Source organism: Kribbella solani, from assembly GCF_014205295.1.
Classification (GTDB): Bacteria; Actinomycetota; Actinomycetes; order Propionibacteriales; family Kribbellaceae; genus Kribbella; species Kribbella solani.
Genome location: NZ_JACHNF010000001.1, coordinates 7,059,928 through 7,074,806 on the forward strand (window position 1 = coordinate 7,059,928; position 14,879 = coordinate 7,074,806).

Annotated in this window: 20 protein-coding genes and 1 tRNA gene; 7 read left to right on the plus strand and 14 right to left on the minus strand. The window is 68.7% G+C overall.

The window, feature by feature from the left end; all coding sequences use genetic code 11:
• Positions 1–74 precede the first annotated feature (74 nt).
• From HDA44_RS32700 to HDA44_RS32710, 3 genes are all read left to right on the plus strand, one after another.
• The gene (locus tag HDA44_RS32700; RefSeq protein WP_184841103.1) at positions 75–452 is read left to right on the plus strand and encodes a YciI family protein; all 378 of its coding nucleotides are present in this window, start codon (positions 75–77) and stop codon (positions 450–452) included.
• Positions 453–591: 139 nt separating this feature from the next.
• Positions 592–1,173 carry an adenylate kinase gene (locus tag HDA44_RS32705; RefSeq protein ID WP_184841105.1) on the plus strand — a complete coding sequence of 194 codons (582 nt, stop codon included), beginning with the start codon at positions 592–594 and terminating at the stop codon, positions 1,171–1,173.
• A gap of 44 nt (positions 1,174–1,217) precedes the next feature.
• Entirely contained in the window at positions 1,218–2,267 is a 1,050-nt protein-coding gene (locus HDA44_RS32710; protein WP_184841107.1) for a lipoate-protein ligase LplAB, read from the plus strand.
• A 40-nt stretch (positions 2,268–2,307) separates the two neighbouring features.
• Here the strand turns inward: HDA44_RS32710 and HDA44_RS32715 are convergent, their stop codons facing one another.
• The 3 genes from HDA44_RS32715 to HDA44_RS32725 are packed head-to-tail and all read right to left on the minus strand — an operon-like array spanning position 2,308 to position 4,280.
• A complete protein-coding gene (locus HDA44_RS32715) occupies positions 2,308–3,135 on the minus strand; it encodes a PhzF family phenazine biosynthesis isomerase (RefSeq protein WP_184841109.1) in 828 nt (275 codons plus the stop codon).
• A gap of 12 nt (positions 3,136–3,147) precedes the next feature.
• The gene (locus tag HDA44_RS32720; protein WP_184841111.1) at positions 3,148–3,699 is read right to left on the minus strand and encodes a DUF6036 family nucleotidyltransferase; all 552 of its coding nucleotides are present in this window, start codon (positions 3,697–3,699) and stop codon (positions 3,148–3,150) included.
• Positions 3,696–4,280 (minus strand): helix-turn-helix domain-containing protein, encoded by a 585-nt coding sequence (locus tag HDA44_RS32725; protein ID WP_184841113.1) that lies wholly within the window; start codon positions 4,278–4,280, stop codon positions 3,696–3,698. Before HDA44_RS32725 ends, HDA44_RS32720 begins: the two co-directional genes overlap by 4 nt.
• Before the next feature lie 64 nt (positions 4,281–4,344).
• Between HDA44_RS32725 and HDA44_RS32730 the strand changes: the two genes are divergently transcribed.
• Positions 4,345–4,728, plus strand: a complete 384-nt coding sequence (locus tag HDA44_RS32730; RefSeq protein ID WP_184841115.1) for a VOC family protein — start codon at positions 4,345–4,347, stop codon at positions 4,726–4,728.
• Between the two features lie 54 nt (positions 4,729–4,782).
• Here HDA44_RS32730 and HDA44_RS32735 read toward each other — a convergent pair whose 3' ends face one another.
• The 11 genes from HDA44_RS32735 to HDA44_RS32785 all read right to left on the minus strand — a co-directional run bounded on the left by HDA44_RS32735 (position 4,783) and on the right by HDA44_RS32785 (position 12,789).
• Positions 4,783–5,460, minus strand: a complete 678-nt coding sequence (locus HDA44_RS32735; protein WP_238352602.1) for a DUF1707 SHOCT-like domain-containing protein — start codon at positions 5,458–5,460, stop codon at positions 4,783–4,785.
• Positions 5,457–6,152, minus strand: a complete 696-nt coding sequence (locus HDA44_RS32740; protein WP_184841117.1) for a PadR family transcriptional regulator — start codon at positions 6,150–6,152, stop codon at positions 5,457–5,459. Before HDA44_RS32740 ends, HDA44_RS32735 begins: the two co-directional genes overlap by 4 nt.
• Positions 6,153–6,227: 75 nt before the next feature.
• Positions 6,228–6,944: an LmeA family phospholipid-binding protein gene (locus tag HDA44_RS32745; protein WP_184841119.1), complete on the minus strand. Its 717-nt coding sequence runs from the start codon at positions 6,942–6,944 to the stop codon at positions 6,228–6,230.
• A gap of 39 nt (positions 6,945–6,983) precedes the next feature.
• Positions 6,984–7,874, minus strand: coding sequence for an NAD-dependent epimerase/dehydratase family protein (locus HDA44_RS32750; RefSeq protein WP_184841121.1), 891 nt, complete (start codon positions 7,872–7,874; stop codon positions 6,984–6,986).
• Between the two features lie 140 nt (positions 7,875–8,014).
• Positions 8,015–8,698, minus strand: coding sequence for an acetate uptake transporter (locus tag HDA44_RS32755; RefSeq protein WP_184841123.1), 684 nt, complete (start codon positions 8,696–8,698; stop codon positions 8,015–8,017).
• Between the two features lie 108 nt (positions 8,699–8,806).
• Complete coding sequence (locus tag HDA44_RS32760; protein ID WP_184841125.1) at positions 8,807–9,157, minus strand: DUF3040 domain-containing protein; 351 nt, start codon at positions 9,155–9,157, stop codon at positions 8,807–8,809.
• Between the two features lie 193 nt (positions 9,158–9,350).
• Positions 9,351–9,423 (minus strand) — tRNA-Arg (locus HDA44_RS32765).
• A 29-nt stretch (positions 9,424–9,452) separates the two neighbouring features.
• Positions 9,453–10,742 (minus strand): S1 family peptidase, encoded by a 1,290-nt coding sequence (locus HDA44_RS32770; protein WP_337906684.1) that lies wholly within the window; start codon positions 10,740–10,742, stop codon positions 9,453–9,455.
• Positions 10,743–10,834: 92 nt separating this feature from the next.
• Positions 10,835–11,440 (minus strand): META domain-containing protein, encoded by a 606-nt coding sequence (locus tag HDA44_RS32775; protein WP_184841127.1) that lies wholly within the window; start codon positions 11,438–11,440, stop codon positions 10,835–10,837.
• Positions 11,437–11,931 (minus strand): SigE family RNA polymerase sigma factor, encoded by a 495-nt coding sequence (locus HDA44_RS32780; protein ID WP_184841129.1) that lies wholly within the window; start codon positions 11,929–11,931, stop codon positions 11,437–11,439. Before HDA44_RS32780 ends, HDA44_RS32775 begins: the two co-directional genes overlap by 4 nt.
• 261 nt (positions 11,932–12,192) lie before the next feature.
• Positions 12,193–12,789: a hypothetical protein gene (locus HDA44_RS32785; protein WP_337906685.1), complete on the minus strand. Its 597-nt coding sequence runs from the start codon at positions 12,787–12,789 to the stop codon at positions 12,193–12,195.
• Positions 12,790–13,116: 327 nt separating this feature from the next.
• Here HDA44_RS32785 and HDA44_RS32790 point away from each other — a divergent pair, with 327 nt between their 5' ends.
• From HDA44_RS32790 to HDA44_RS32800, 3 genes are all read left to right on the plus strand, one after another.
• Positions 13,117–13,821: a hypothetical protein gene (locus HDA44_RS32790; protein ID WP_184841131.1), complete on the plus strand. Its 705-nt coding sequence runs from the start codon at positions 13,117–13,119 to the stop codon at positions 13,819–13,821.
• Positions 13,818–13,961 carry a hypothetical protein gene (locus tag HDA44_RS32795; protein WP_184841133.1) on the plus strand — a complete coding sequence of 48 codons (144 nt, stop codon included), beginning with the start codon at positions 13,818–13,820 and terminating at the stop codon, positions 13,959–13,961. Before HDA44_RS32790 ends, HDA44_RS32795 begins: the two co-directional genes overlap by 4 nt.
• Before the next feature lie 193 nt (positions 13,962–14,154).
• Complete coding sequence (locus HDA44_RS32800) at positions 14,155–14,634, plus strand: GNAT family N-acetyltransferase (RefSeq protein WP_337906687.1); 480 nt, start codon at positions 14,155–14,157, stop codon at positions 14,632–14,634.
• The last annotated feature ends 245 nt before the right edge of the window (positions 14,635–14,879 follow it).

Consider the following 14,879-nt stretch of genomic DNA (forward strand, 5'->3'; position numbering starts at 1 on the left):
TGATCGAGGCCTCCGACCTACGGGTGCCGGGGCGCACCAGGCGTACCGGCTGAGAACGCACTGGAGGCGCTGTCATGAAGTACGTGGTGCTGATCCACTCCAACCCGCAACCGTGGGGTCACCCGACGATCGACTACACCCAGGTCGGGCGGGCCGTCCCGGACCAGGAGCGGGCGGCGATGGCCAAGGAGTTCGAGGAGATGCTGGGTGAGCTGTCCGAGTCCGGTGAACTGGTCACTGGGCTGGCCCTGGACGCTCCGGCGACCGCGCGGACGTATCGGTTCGAGGGCAAGCGCCCGGTGAGTACGGACGGGCCGTACGCCGAGTCCAAGGAGCAGCTGGCCGGGTTCTTCGTACTCGACTGCGCCACCCGGGAACGCGCGGAAGAACTGGCCGCCAAGTTCGCCGGTCCCGGCGACGTGATCGAGCTCCGGCCGGAGATGGAATTCTGATCACTGCGCGAGATTGCATGATTTCGTACAGTAACGCGCGCGGCGTGACGAAACCGCGGATCGGGAGTGACGTACGCCGTACCGCGGCGGCGAAAGCTCCCTTACGCTGAGGGACTCACCGAGTGTCAGGAGGGGTGCCGTGACCACGGTCTTGCTGATGGGGCCGCCCGGAGCGGGCAAAGGAACGCACGCGGGGCTGCTCGCGGAGCACCTCGGCGTACCGGTGATCGCCACCGGTGACCTGTTCCGGAGCAACATCGCGGACGGCACCGAGCTCGGCAAGACCGCGCAGGGTTACCTCGACGCCGGTGAGTACGTGCCGGACGAGGTCACCAACGGGATGGTCCGGGACCGGCTGGCCGAGCCCGACGCCGGTCCGGGATTCGTCCTCGACGGGTACCCGCGGACGCTCGACCAGGCCGGCGTGCTGGACGACATCCTCGGCCGGCAAGGGCGATCGCTGGACGCGGCGCTGGTGCTGCAGGTGCAGCCCGACGCCCTCGTCCACCGGCTGCTCCGGCGGGCCGAGCTCGAACACCGCTCCGACGACACCGAGGACGTCATCCGGCGCCGGTTCGAGGTCTACCACGCGCAGACCGCGCCGCTGTTCGACCTGTACGCCGATCGCGGGATTCACCACGAGGTCGACGCGTCCGCGGACATCGGCACCGTGCGTACGCGGGTCTGGCAGGTCGCGGTCCAGCTCAAGCCGGCGGCCTGAGTGTTCGTGGGAACATCCGTTGGGCGGAGCAAGTTGTTCTGAGCATGCATGGTGAGTACAAGGTGCCGGGCGGGAAGCTTGTCGTCGCCGATCTGGACGTGGTCGACAACCACGTCCGGGCCGCGCAGATCTCCGGGGACTTCTTCCTCGAACCGGACGACGCGCTGGAGCGGATCAACGGAGCACTGGCCGGTCTCCCGGTAGGCACCGCGGCGGCACAGATCGCCGCCCGGGTCCGTGGCGTGCTCGGCGACGGGGTCGAGATGCTCGGCTTCTCGCCCGAGGCGGTGGCGGTCGCGGTCCGGCGGGCGCTGACCGGAGCAACTGGTTGGCGCGACCATCAATGGGAGTTCGTCCACGACGTACCGCGGGAGCCGGCGCTGCAGATGGCGCTGGACGAGGTGCTGGCCGAGCAGGTCGGCAACGGCGAACGTCCGCCGACGCTGCGGGTCTGGGAATGGGCCTCGAACGCGGTCATCATCGGCAGTTTCCAGTCCGTACGCAACGAGGTCGACCTGGACGGCGCGGCGCGCAACGACGTCACCGTCGTACGCCGGATCAGCGGCGGCGGCGCGATGTTCGTCGAACCTGGCAACACGATCACGTACTCGCTGTACGTTCCGGAATCGCTGGTTTCGGGGCTGTCGTTCGTCGAGTCGTACGCGTACCTGGACGACTGGGTGATTGGTGCACTCAACGATCTCGGGATCGCGGCCACGTACCAGCCGATCAACGACATCACCTCACCGGCCGGGAAGATCGCCGGCGCCGCGCAGAAGCGGTTCGCCGGCGGGGCGGTGCTGCATCACGTCACGATGGCGTACGACATGGATGCGGCGAAGATGCTGGACGTACTCCGGATCGGCCGCGAAAAGCTGTCCGACAAGGGGACCACGAGCGCGAACAAGCGCGTCGACCCCTTGCGCAGCCAGACCGGGCTCGACCGCGCGGACGTGATCGAGCGGATGGTGGGCACCTTCAAGGCCCGTTACGGCCTGGCGCCCGGTGCGATCGACGACGCGACGGTCGAGCTCGCCGACGACCGGGTCAGGACGAAGTTCGGCACCGAGGAGTGGCTCACCCGCGTCCCGTGACCGCTGCGCGGATTACGCCGGGTTGGTTGCGCCGGGTTGGTTACTCGGGCGTGGTGATGGGGACGGCCGTGCCGCTGACGTGGACGCGGTTGTCGCCCGGGCGTAGTTCCACCGTGATCAGGCTCGGGCGGCCGAGGTCGTCGCCTTGGTGCAGCGTGATCTTCGGCTGACCGAGGCCCAGCTCACGCAGGTACGCGCCGAACGCGGCCGCCGCCGCGCCGGTGGCCGGGTCCTCGACGACCCCGCCGACCGGAAACGGGTCGCGTACATGAAAAACGGTCGGCGACTCGCGCCAGACGAGCTGCAAGGTGGTGAGATCGCGCTCCAGCATGTACGCGAGCAGCCGATCGAAGTCGTAGTCCAGCTCGGCCAGCCGCTCCCGGGTAGCCGCCGCCAGCACAAGATGACGCGCCCCCGCGTACGCGACCCGCGGCGGCAGCGCCGGCTCGAGATCACCCGCCGACCACCGCAGGATCTCCAGCACATCACCAAGCTCAACCGGTTCAACGGCCGGCTCGACACTGCTCAGCGTCGCCCGCAACCCCGCATCCACACTCACCGGCACGATCCCGGCCGGCGTCGAGAACACCAGTTCCCCAGGCCCAACCCGCTCCGCCAACGCAACCGCCGTCGCCACCGTCGCATGCCCACAGAACGGCACCTCCGCCTTCGGCGAAAAGTACCGAACCGTCCGCACCCCGCCCGCATCCGGCCCACCCGTCAGGAACGCCGTCTCGGAGTACCCAACCTCCGCCGCGATCGCCTGCATCTCCCGCCCATCCAGCCCACCAGCATCCAGCACCACCCCCGCCGGATTCCCCCCACCCGGATCCCCAGTGAACGCGGCATAGCGCAGCACAGTCGTCATACGCCCATCCAATCAGCCACCGGCCAGCTCCGCGATCTGCTGGACGTAGTCGACAAGGAACGGGTCATGCTCCTCGAAGGGATAAGCGAGGTAATAGGCGTCCACCGCTGCCGGTGCGCTCACGAATCCACACCGAGGCCACAGCGCGATCATGTCGTCGTGGTCCGGCGCGCGGCTGGCCAGCAGCTTCATCAGAAAAATCTGCTGCGCCGGCGGGCAGAGGACGGTGAGATGACTGTGTTCGTACACCACTTCGCAGTTGTCGAGGTCAAGTCCGGCAGGGGAGAACATCGCGGCGGAGTCGTTGAGCCAGCTTGCTTTCAGACCGTGTCGCTCGCCCACCTGGCGGACGACGCTCTTCACCTCTTTGGTCAGCCTGGTCAGAGAGTCGACGTCCGCGGTGGACTCGCGAAGATCGTGCAAGGCCAGGTACGACCCACCGACGACAACCAACCGGCAGGAAAGACTCCGGCCGGCCAGTTCGTCGGCGAGTTCGGTGAGGTGGTCGAGGATCTCTGCCTTGTTCAGGACGACGGGAACTCGGCCAGGGGTTCCGTGGCTCATGCCGCGTTGCGCCAAAGGTCGTGGGTGGGGAGCCAGATGTTGCGGGCTGCCAGTTGGATTGGGGTCTGTGCCCGCGCCCGGCGGATCCGGGCCGGCGTGCCGGGCGTCTCCCAGGGCGTGGGTGATGACGGAACCGATCGGGTCCAGCGTGGGCGGGGGAGCCCGGCGTCGTCGGCCAGCTTCTCCGCGACGCCGGCCAGCAGTGCGTCGAACGCGGCGTCACCGGTTCGGTCCGGCGGGGACGCGATTGCCGCCGCGGTAAGTTCAGGATGCTCGGCGAGGACGTCCAGGAATCCCCGCAAGCGTGCCCAGTTGATCTTGCGGACCCGCGCATCAGGGGCGTACGCCCCGGCCAGACTTCCGATCGTGAGTTCCGGCGCCAGTGCGGGCGTCCGCACTGCGACCGACAACTCCTGGCCCGCGGCCGCGACAAGCCGGGACAGCATGGTCAGCGTCGGGTCACTCGATCCCGCCTCTATCCGTGAGACGGTCGAGGTCGGAACCCCGGCTTTGGCCGCCAGCGCGCTTCTGGACAGGCCGGCATCCTCCCGTGCCTGTCTCAGTAAGTCGCCCGCGCTCATGTAAGTAGCATATATGCAACATCTGGTGGTTCTCAACGCTCGCCGGCCGCGTAGCGTGCGGGTTATGGGTATCGGGTACGTGATTTTGTACGTGGGGGAGCTTGAGGTTTCAGTGGGGTTCTACCGGGATGTGGTGGGGCTGGCGTACAAGTTCACGGATGCGGGGTACGCCGAGTTCGACGCGGGTGGGGTGCGGTTCGGGTTGTACGAGCGGCGGCGGGCGGAGTGGTTGACGGGGGAGGTGGTGTCGCCGGGGGCGGGTGGGGAGGTGGTGGTGATGGTCGACGACGTGGATGGGTGCGCGGCGCGGTTGCGGGCGGCCGGGGTGCCGGTGCTGAGTGGGCCGGCGGACCGTCCGTGGGGACATCGGACGGTCCACGTGGCTGACCCGGATGGTTTCGTGGTCGAGTTCGCGCAGGAGATCCCGCGAACCCGCCGGCGCCAGTAGGCCTGCATCCGCGTCAACGGCGGCCTACCGGCGTACGCGTCAAGGGCGGCCGGGTCAGCGGCGGTTTTGTTGCCAGCGTTGGCGGGACATGCCGCTGATCAGGACGATCCAGAACAGGCCCCACAGCAACCACGGTGCGGTCAGAGCGATCGAGCTGATCACCAGACCGACCATCAGGAACGGCGCGATCATCAGGAACGCCGGCGGGGGAGCGGCGCGGCGCGGGCCTCGGACCGGCCAACCCTGCTGAGCTACCTGTACCTCGGCCGATGCCGGCAGGTCGTCGAAGAGCGGCTCGATGTCATCCACGTACCGGGCGCGCGTCGCCTGCTCGCTCCGCTCCTCGAACTCCGCCTGGGTCAACCGCCCGGCGACAAAGTGCTCGCCGAGCGCCGAAACCGCGCGATCCCGCTCGGAATCGCCGATCCGCAGCCGTTTACCGGCGCTGCCGCCCCGTCGGCCCGTCTCTTCACCGTCACCCCGTTGGCCCGCCTGCTCGCCGTCGTCCTCGCGCCGGGTGGTGCTGTCCTGCAGGTTGTTCAGCATCATCGGCCAGCTGGTGCCCCGTCGGCCTGTCTGCGCACCGGCCCCGCCGTTCCAGCCTGATCCGTTCCAGCTCGGGCCGTTCCAGCTCTGCCACTCGCGTTGCCAGTTGCGTTGCCACTCACGGTGCCATTCGCGCCGGGCGGCGCGGGCGGCCGCGCGGCGGTCGCGGTCGGAGGATGCGCTCATGACCGGTCCCGCTCGCCGTCCGGCTCGCCGGCGTCGTCTTCGGCGAGGATGCCGTACAGCTTGCGGCGCAGCTCGCCGACCGCGTCCCGGGCCTTCGCCTGCTGCTCCGGCGTTCCGGTCGCCATGATCTGCCACATCGCGGTCGCGACCTGCCCGAGCACCGGCCGGAAGCCGTTCTCGTCGTCGCCACCGGGCGCGCTCATCGCCTCCCAGGGCGCGGACACCTCGTCCTGGTGCTCCCCGACGTACGTGCGGCCCTCGTCGGTGAGCCGGAACGTACGCCGCCCGGCCTCCGCGTCCGCGGTCACCAGGCCCTCGTCCTCGAGCTGCTGCAGCGTCGGGTAGATCGAGCCGGGGCTCGGCTTCCACACGCCGCCGCTGCGCTCGGCGATCTCCTGGATGATCTGGTACCCGTTCATCGGCTGTTCGGCGAGCACGGCCAGGATCGCCGCCCGGACGTCGCCACGCCGCGCCTTCGGTCCGCGCCAGCGCGGCGGCGGACCCCACGGCGGGCCGAACATCTGCCCGCCACCGAACATCCCCCACTGCGGGCCGTACTTCTGCTGATGCCCCTGGTGGGTGCGGCGGCCGGTCATCGCCGCGCGCAACTCGTCAATGATCTCGTCAAAAGTCGAACAGTGCCGCGTGAACTGCGCCCAAGGCCAGCCCGCGGCGTACGCCGATCCGGTCATCTGGACCACCCGTCCCTTGCCAAAAGTGACTGCGATAGTTCGACGATATATCGCGAACCATCGCAACCCAAGGAATCAGCGGGTGAACTTCAGATCCTTCACTGTCGCCGCCAGCACGACCGCGTTGTCCTGCACGTTCACCGAGGTCAGCTGCGCGCCGAACGGCAACTCCGGCAGGCTGATCCCGCGCGCGAGCAGGTTCTTCAGCCGGTCCTGCAGAGCCGACGGGGCACCGGTAGCCGACTCCTCGAGAGCCAGTGCGATCCGGCCCTGCTGCACCTGCGGTACGACCGGGACGTCGATGTTGATGCCCTGCATCGCCAGCTTCGCGTGCAGCTTGCCGTTGACCACCTCGGTCGTCAGCCCGGCCAGTCCGGTACTGCGGACCGCCAGCCGCCCGACCTCCCGCGGCGACATCCGGACCTGCATGTCGGTCGTGCCGACGGTGACGGTGCCGGACTGCTGGAACAGCAACGAGCGCGGCACATGAACGTTGTTCATGTCGACCGTCAGGTTCTCGCCCGGGACCTTGTCGAAGGTCGGCTTTCCCATCGTCAGGTTGACTTTGGAGAAGTCCTGCTTGATCAGCTGCGGGATGAAGAACCCGTTGATCTTCACGGACGTGTCGGCGGAGCGTACGCCGTACTTCGCCGCCTCCTTCTGCGCCATCGAGGCGAGCTGGTTCTGCGCGACCACCCCGGCGACCTTGTCGACGACGAACGCGAGGATCGCGACCAGCACCAGCGTCACGACGAGCCGGCGAAGCCACCGGCCCTGCCTGCTAGGACTCATTGCTGCCTTTCCCGATCAGCCGTGCCGGAGGCGCGGAATTCAACCCAGCATCTCCCTCAGCGCGTCGTCGGTGGACGTGGGTTCGAGGCCGAAAGCAACAGTCGCGGCGGTGGAGTCGAGAATGAACGGACGCTGCCACTGGTACTGCATCTCCACTGTCTCGCGTGCGGCCGGATTGACCAACCCGGCCAGCCGAAGCAGTATCCCCGGAAGCGGCGCGACCCGCGCCGGCCGCGCACCTGCGAGCTCCGCGGCCCGCGTTGCGAGCTGGCGTACGGAGAGCGGTGCAGGTGTCGGTACGTGCCACGCACGGCCCCAGGAGCTCTCGTCATCGGCAACCGCGATCAGCGTCCGAGCGACATCGCCTACGTACGTCCAGCTGTGCGGCGCATCCAGCGCACCGGGCATCGCCCCGCGCTTACCGGCAATCACCTTGGGCAGCACAGTCACGCTGAACGGGGACACCGCACCCTTACCCAGGTAGTCCGACCCGCGTACTTCAGCAGTCCGGATTCGCCCCGCCTCGTGCGCCGCCAGTGCATCGGCCCACACCTGCGCCCGTACCTGACCTTTCACCGTGTTCGGCAGCATCGGCAGGTCTTCCCGCATCGGCCCGTCCACCGCGCCGTACCCGTACAGGTTCCCCGTGGTCACCAGCACCGCGCCGGACGCCTCAGCCGCCGCGACCAGCGCGGCACCAAGAGGCGGCCATTCGGTAGTCCACTTGCTGTACGCCGGTCCCGCGCACGAGTAGATCGCCCGCGCGCCGTCGACGTACGCGGTCAACCCTGCCTTGGCATCAGCGGTGACCCGCTCGACCCCGTCCGGGCCACCACCGGATCGGGTGATCACCCGAACCTGTTCGCCTCTGGCAACCAGCAACCGGGCCAATACGGACCCAACGGCCCCGGCCCCGACAACAACGTGCATGGCTGCTCCCCTTCGGTACTGGCATCGGTGGCGGGCCGAAGCCCACTCAGACGTTATCCGACCACGATGTCCAACCGGAGGGCGGTGCGCCGGGAAGGGTTTTGGCGCGAGTGACCTCGCGCCAAAGCCCACTCGTGTACTCAGCGGTGGCGCGCCGGTGTCAGCGGGAACACCGGTAGCACCGTCCGCTTCCAGGTGAAGTTGGTGACTCCGGCGAAGGATGCGTACCAGGCCACGGCAGCAGTCACCAGACCGAGCCAGCCACCCACCTTCGTCATGGTCGGCGCGGTCCCGAGCGCGCCGATCGTGAGGAACAGGAACGTCAGGGTCAGGAAGACGAAGACGCCCAGCACCGCGCCACTGACCCGGGCCGCGGCCACCGTCATGTACGCGGTGAAGATCGTCCAGGCCAGCAGGAACAGCCCGGTCGCCGTCGCGGCGTTCGCACCGAGCCCGGGCAGGACGAACTTGACGTACGCGGCGAACGACAGCCAGAACGCCCCGAACGAACTGAACGCCAGCGCGCCGAACGTGTTGCCCTTCCGGAACTCCCACATGCCGGCCATGAACTGGCCCAGCCCGCCGTAGAAGGCGGCGAGCGGCAGCACCACGGCCTCGAGGGTCGCGTTGCTGATCAGGTGCGCGTTGAACACGCTCAGGACGAAGGTCGTCATCGCGAACCCGGCCAGCCCCAACGGCGCCGGATCGGCGATGGTCACCCCCGTGTCGATCTGCTGCCGGAGCGGCGCTTCGACCGCCGTCCCCTGCGCTTCGACGGGCGTACTCGTCGCTTCGAACGCAGTACCTTTCTGTGTATCGGACATCACAACTCCTTCTCGCGGACAACCGGCGACACGCCGACGCCATCCATGTGTGACGTACCTTTCAGCGTAGTCCGATAATGCGAAAAGGCTCCCGGAGAACCGGATCGATCAGACCGGGGTCGGGCGCGCGCAGCGCGGGCACACCTGGGCCGGGGCCGGCCACTTCCCGGCGCAGTACCGGCAGTAGTAGCGGCGAGCCCACCAGATAACGGCCAGCGTGGGCACCGTCGCCGTGAGTATCAGCCCGGCCGCCAGGACCGCCGGAACGGCGAACAGATCGCCGAGCGCGGCCAGTACGACGCCCAGCGCGACCAGAACGGACAGCACGAGCACCGCGTTGAGTGACCGGGGACCACCCGGCCGCATCCGCGCCAGCCGGTGATCGAGTCGCGGGTCTTCCGCCCGCAGCGCACGCTCAAGCGCACCCAGTTTCAGTTCTTCGTCGTCACTCAGCTTCACTGCGGTCTCTGCTCCGGTCGATGGTGTCCCGCCATGATGACCCGGCCCGGCCAAATACACCAAGCCCCGTCCTGACTCCGGACTACCACCCACCGTGCCATCCGCCCAGCAGCCCAGCCCCACGAAGGCTGCCTACTGACCCGCCACAACCCCAACTGAACCCACATCTCCCCGCAGCCCAAGGCCGCTCGGGTGCCCCCGGCAGGATTCGAACCTGCGACGCACGGTTTAGGAAACCGACGCTCTATCCCCTGAGCTACGGGGGCGCACGCGGGGACAGCTTAGCGGAGGCTGGTCAGCCGGTGAGGGCGGTTACTCCCAGGTGGCCGGTGATGGATTTGTAGCGCTCGGCGTACAGGGTGGTGCAGCGGGAAGAGGCGCAGCCGGCGCCGGCGAAGGTGATGCCGCGGATGGTTGCCGAGGAGGAGCCGCGGCGGGAGTAGAGCGGGCCGCCGGAGTCGCCGCCGATGATGGCTATCTGGCCGCCGCGGGTGGCGCGGATGACGTACGTCGTGCAGCCCTCGTTGTCGCAGTACTTGGCCGACGTGGAACGGACCGTGAGGCCGCACAGGGACGTACTGAAGCTGCCGGACTGGCAGACCACCGTGCCGACGCCGGGGTCGCCGCCGCCGGTGACCGTGCGGGTGTCGGCGGAGTCGCCGGGGCCGTCGGTCCAGATCTTCGGGCCGTACGCGCTGCCCGTGATCAGGGACTGGTCGTAGTCCGGGTAGTTCGTCCGGACCGTGGTGGTGCCGTAGTAGTTGGTTCCCGACTTCCAGATCGTCCCGGCCGGACCGCAGTGCCCTGCCGTGACCGATCCACGCTGGCCGTTCGAGCGGCGTACGACGGAGAAGCCGGCCGTGCAGTTCTTCAGCGCGGAGGTGATCCGGGCGCCGCCCCAGTGGCCGCCCTTCGGGGTGTCGCTGAGCCTGGATGTGCGTGCTAGCGAACCGGCGACGAGCTGGACTCCGGACAGGTCGCGGAGCCCGGCCAGTGACGCGGGTGACGTACTGGCCTGGTCGTACTCGACGACGACGTTCTCGGTCAGCGGATCGAGGTCCGCGGCGAACGTCGTCCGGCCGGCATCGGCTGACCAGGAGCGGGCGCCGACCGCGTTCCACGCCTCCGCGATCGACTGAGCTGAGCGGCAGCTGCGTTCGACGCGGACCAGCTGCTTGCCGGCCGACGGCAGGTTTCGCGCCATCGCCGACTGGTACTTCTTGCTGTCGAGCTTCGCCGAGTCGACGACGACCTTGTACCCGGACGTGGCCGAGCCGACCACGCCGATGATGCCCTGGCTCAGCCCGTACGGTAGTCCGGATTTCGGGCGGCCGGTGGCGTCCAGCGGCTCCAGCGAGTCGACCGCGGCCGAGATGCCGTCGCCGATCGACTCACCGAGCGGCCGCGCGTCGGACTTCGAGGTCGGCTGCGACAGCCGCTGCGCGTCGGTCGAGCTCGCGCTCGGCTGCGCGTGCGAACAGGCCGTGGCAGCGGTCACCGCACCCGACGAGGGTGCGGTGAGGGCAACCGCGAAGAGTGATGCTGAGCCGAACGTGATCAGCGGGACGGTAACAGAGAGTCGCACGTGGCTCCCCACATTGGTGGACCTGGCCCTTAGATCGTCCGGTCAGGACTCCGCTCCGTCAAGTCTTGATCACCGTCCGCAAGCAAATTCGACTACCGTGCGCGAGCGTAACTCGCAAGTCGGCGCCCGTCGGCGGCGAAGAACTGCAGCGTGTCGCCGGACACCGCGATCCGCTTCGCGGCGTCCAGTACGCCGGTGTGCGGGACGTTGTCGCAGCCGATCATGTGCTGTGGCCCGGAGGTCGCGCTGAACGCACCCCGCTGGCCGATCGTGAACGTGCCCTGAAGGCTGTTGCAGCCGTCCGAACCGCCCCAAGTGCCATCCGGGTGCAGGACCAGCACCGGATCCTCCGGCCGGGGGGTCCTCAGCGCCTTCACGCCGGCCATCTGCAGCGGGCGCCACGTACCGGACACGGTCTTGGCGGTCGGCGGCTCCGGTGCCGGCGTCGCCGAGGCGGAGGCCGGAGCGGCCGCTATCGGTGTTTGCGCGGGCTTGCCGTGCGAACCGGCCAGCCCGAAGCCGGCCACGACCACTGCAGCGACGGCCACCGCGGCCGCTCCGGACACCAGCCAGGTCCGGCGCTGGGCGCGGCGCGCGCCGGTGGTGGCGCGCTCGGTCAGCGTGCCGGCCGGCGGCACCGAGGCCGCGGCGCGTTCGAACGTACCGCGCAGGTCATCCTCGAGATCGGTGTTGCTCACGACAACCTCTCATCGACGCGATGGGACTCTCTGGTCTTCCGCAGTGCCGCGAGCGCGCGGCTCGCGGTCGCCCGTACGGAGGAGGGCTTGATGCCGAGCAGGTCGGCGATCGTCTGGTCGTCCAGGTCCTGGTAGTAGCGCAGCACCAGGACGACCCGTTCCCGGGCGGTCAGCGTTGCCAGCGCGCGCCAAAGATGGTCGGAGTCGGCGATGCCGGTGGCGTGATCGGGCACCGTGTGCTGCGGGTCGATATCGGCCGTCGGAGCCTCGGTGTACGAGCGTCTGCGCGTCATCGACAGGAACTCGTTCACCAGGATCCGCCGGACGTAGTGATGCGGATCGTCCGCGCCGCGCACCTTCCGCCAGGACCGGAACGCCTGCATCAACGCGATCTGTGCCAGGTCCTCCGCCCGCTGGTAGTCGCCGGAGACGGTGAACCCGAGTCGCACCAGTTCCTGCCCACGGGCGGATACGTACTCCTCGAACTCCACTCGCCACTCCCTGGCCGGCCGTACAACTCCTCACATCTATTAAGACGCATCGAGTCGCGCGGCTGATGCAACCGTTCGTACACAGTTGGATCTCGCGATACGGATCTCGCGGCGCTGCCTTGGACTGCCTTGGACTGTCTGCGCGGTCCGATAGGTCAGGCCGCGGCCTGCCCTGCGGGTGGGCCTCGGAAAGGGTCCGCAGGGCAGGCGCGGGTCACCCCGCTCCGGACGGCTTCGGGGTGCACGTCCGGGCGCGGGGGGTCAGCGGAGGCCGAGTGACTTGGTCAGCTCGGCCGTCACCTGGCGTGGTGCCGGCAGCGTGCCAGGCTTGCCCTGGCCCTCCAGGGAGGTCGCCACCAGCCGGTGGCAACCGAAGGCTTCGGCGGTGAAGGACAGCACGCCGCGGTCGTTGTCGGTGAACCGCAGGACGTACGTGGGGCCGAGTTCCTTGGTGCAGATGCTCGGCTTCTTCGCGACCGGCTTGGCCGCGTTGACCAGGGCGAACAGCTCGGTCGCCTGCTTGCCGTTGCGCTTGGTCTTGACGGTCGCGTAGTCCTGCCCGGCCGCCTGCGCGTCGAACTGGCAGATCGTCACACTGACCGGGTGGAACGCCGAGGTGGCGACGCCCTGGCCCCAGACCACTTTGTCGGTGGCGGTGCGGACGGCCGTGATGGTTTCCGGGCAGTCCATGCTCGGGGTGCCGCTGGGGGTGGGCGACAGGCTGGGGGTGGTCGGGGTGTCCGTGGGCTGTGCGGCGGGCGGGGACGAGGCGTTCTCGGTGCCGCAGGCGGCGGCGAATCCGAGTACGGCCACGACGAGCGTCGCACCGATCAGGCCCCGGGTCCGTAATGCACTCACGACTCGGTCCTTCCGGGTTGGCAAGGTCCACCATGATGCTCGAACGGGGTCACGCCGCGCGTGCCGGAACATCACGGCAGCACGTCTATCCGGTCACGCCGCCCGATCGAGCGGCAACCGAGGCACACCTGTAACCCGCGCGCACTGGCCGCCCCCTCGTCCTCGGACCCGTACTACGCACCCGACAGGGCGATCTCACGGTCGTCCGGCGAACCCTCTCCGGCTGCCCGGCGCCCACCTCCGCGTCGCCCGGGATGCACTGCCCGGGATGCGCCGACCGGCCGTAGCGGCTGCCGTTGTCCCCGTGGCGCCTTACGATGCTGTGTCGTGGGCCGGAAGAAAGACGCTGCCGCCGCCGCGCAGCGCGCACGTGAGGAATGGCAGCTCGGCGTCGACTGGGCGCGCTGGCTGCTGGCCGGCAACGTACCCGCCGAGCTCACCATGTACGGGCTGGTGCTCGACCCGGGCGAAACCGCCTACATCCAGACCAACGCCCAGTACGCCCGGTTGTACGGCGGAAACGGGCGCTACACGCACACCGGCGGGTTCTTCTTCGGCAAACCGGCGATGGTGGTCGGAATGATGGCCGCCACCGCCGCGGTGAACGCGAGCCGGAAGTCGGCCGCCAAGCGGGACATGCAGCAGTCGTGGCGCGACGCGCAGGAGCTCCCGGTGGTGGCGACGAACTACCGGCTGCTCTGCCACGTCCCGGCGAAGGGCTGGATGAGCTTCTACTACAGCGCCGTCCAGGAGTTCTACCCCGATCCGGCGAACTGGACGATCACCTTGGGCTTCCAGAACGCGGTCCCGCTCCGGCTGTCCGGCCTGGCCACGCCGACGCTCTCCGTACTGACCTCCTGGTGTGTGCTCGGCAACAACCGCTGGTACGGCGAACCGGGGATCGCGCCGCTGATCCGGGAAGCCGCCGGATCCCAGTTGCAGGGTGGTTCCGGGGCCCCGATCGAGGGCGAGGTCGTGCAAGGCGAGATCGGTCCGGGTACGTCCTGGGGACTCGGTAACCTGGGACTATGACGAGCCCGTACGAGGACGACGAGCCGCTGCTGCCGGAACAGACCCGCGACGACGACCCGCGGAGCTGGGGCGACAACGACTTCGGCAGTGACGACGACGATCGCATCCTGAACGAGGTCCCCCCGCACCACGGCGGCTGACGGTGAACAGCCGGCGAAGTGTTCCGGGCTGGTGAGAATCGTTGGGGCCTCCAATGGATGAACACGGGTTCGAGTAGCGGTTTCGCCTGTACCGGTGGAGAATCCGTCGCAGCAGCGGTAGACGATCGTGGGGTTCGTCGACTGAGGGGGAGACGTGGAACTTCGGGGTTTTTCCGAAGGGTACGGCGGCCGGGTGGCGAGTTGGGCAGTGGACGCCAAGGAGGTGGCGTTGCTGTCGGGGCGGGTGGAGTACCCGTTCCCACCCGAGTTACGGACCAACTGGCGGACGGCTGACGCGGACATCCACTCCTATCTGCTGTTCGACGGGGAACGGCCGGTGGGTTACGGCGAGGTCTGGCTGGACGACGTGGAGGACGAGGTCGAACTGGCCCGGATCATCGTGGACCCGGAGGTTCGCGGTCGTGGGGTCGGCGCCGAACTGGTCCGGGCCTTGCTCGGACCGGCCCTGGACGCCGGGTACGCGGAGGTGTTCTTGCGGGTCCGCCCGGAGAACGCGGCGGCGATCCGCGCCTACCACCAGAACGGCTTCGTCGACGTTCCCGCCGGGTTGATGGAGGAATGGAACGGCGGCCAACCGGTGCCGTACCGCTGGATGCGCTACGGCGGCGAACAGGTGGACACTGGCGAGCTCAGGGGCCGAGAGAACTGCTGAGGAAAGCACGCCCACCTGCCACTACGACGAACTGCTACCGCGACGAACTGCCACTACGACGAACTGCTACCGCGACGAACTGCCACTACGACGAACTGCTGCCGTGACGAACTGCCACTACAAACGCACTGCCGCTACAACGCGATGCTGCCGCGACGACTGCTGCCGCTACGACGGGCTGCCGCTACAAACGCACTTCTGCTGCAACGCGGTGGTGCCGTGACGACTGCTGTCGTGGCCTGCCG

Coding starts and splice junctions, on each gene's coding strand:
- HDA44_RS32700 (WP_184841103.1), top strand. CDS start 75: ATGAAGTACGTGGTGCTGATCCACTCCAACCCGCAACCGTGGGGTCAC.
- HDA44_RS32710 (WP_184841107.1), top strand. CDS start 1,218: ATGCATGGTGAGTACAAGGTGCCGGGCGGGAAGCTTGTCGTCGCCGAT.
- HDA44_RS32715 (WP_184841109.1), bottom strand. CDS start 3,135: ATGACGACTGTGCTGCGCTATGCCGCGTTCACTGGGGATCCGGGTGGG.
- HDA44_RS32720 (WP_184841111.1), bottom strand. CDS start 3,699: ATGAGCCACGGAACCCCTGGCCGAGTTCCCGTCGTCCTGAACAAGGCA.
- HDA44_RS32725 (WP_184841113.1), bottom strand. CDS start 4,280: ATGAGCGCGGGCGACTTACTGAGACAGGCACGGGAGGATGCCGGCCTG.
- HDA44_RS32730 (WP_184841115.1), top strand. CDS start 4,345: ATGGGTATCGGGTACGTGATTTTGTACGTGGGGGAGCTTGAGGTTTCA.
- HDA44_RS32735 (WP_238352602.1), bottom strand. CDS start 5,460: ATGAGCGCATCCTCCGACCGCGACCGCCGCGCGGCCGCCCGCGCCGCC.
- HDA44_RS32740 (WP_184841117.1), bottom strand. CDS start 6,152: ATGACCGGATCGGCGTACGCCGCGGGCTGGCCTTGGGCGCAGTTCACG.
- HDA44_RS32745 (WP_184841119.1), bottom strand. CDS start 6,944: ATGAGTCCTAGCAGGCAGGGCCGGTGGCTTCGCCGGCTCGTCGTGACG.
- HDA44_RS32750 (WP_184841121.1), bottom strand. CDS start 7,874: ATGCACGTTGTTGTCGGGGCCGGGGCCGTTGGGTCCGTATTGGCCCGG.
- HDA44_RS32755 (WP_184841123.1), bottom strand. CDS start 8,698: ATGTCCGATACACAGAAAGGTACTGCGTTCGAAGCGACGAGTACGCCC.
- HDA44_RS32795 (WP_184841133.1), top strand. CDS start 13,818: ATGACGAGCCCGTACGAGGACGACGAGCCGCTGCTGCCGGAACAGACC.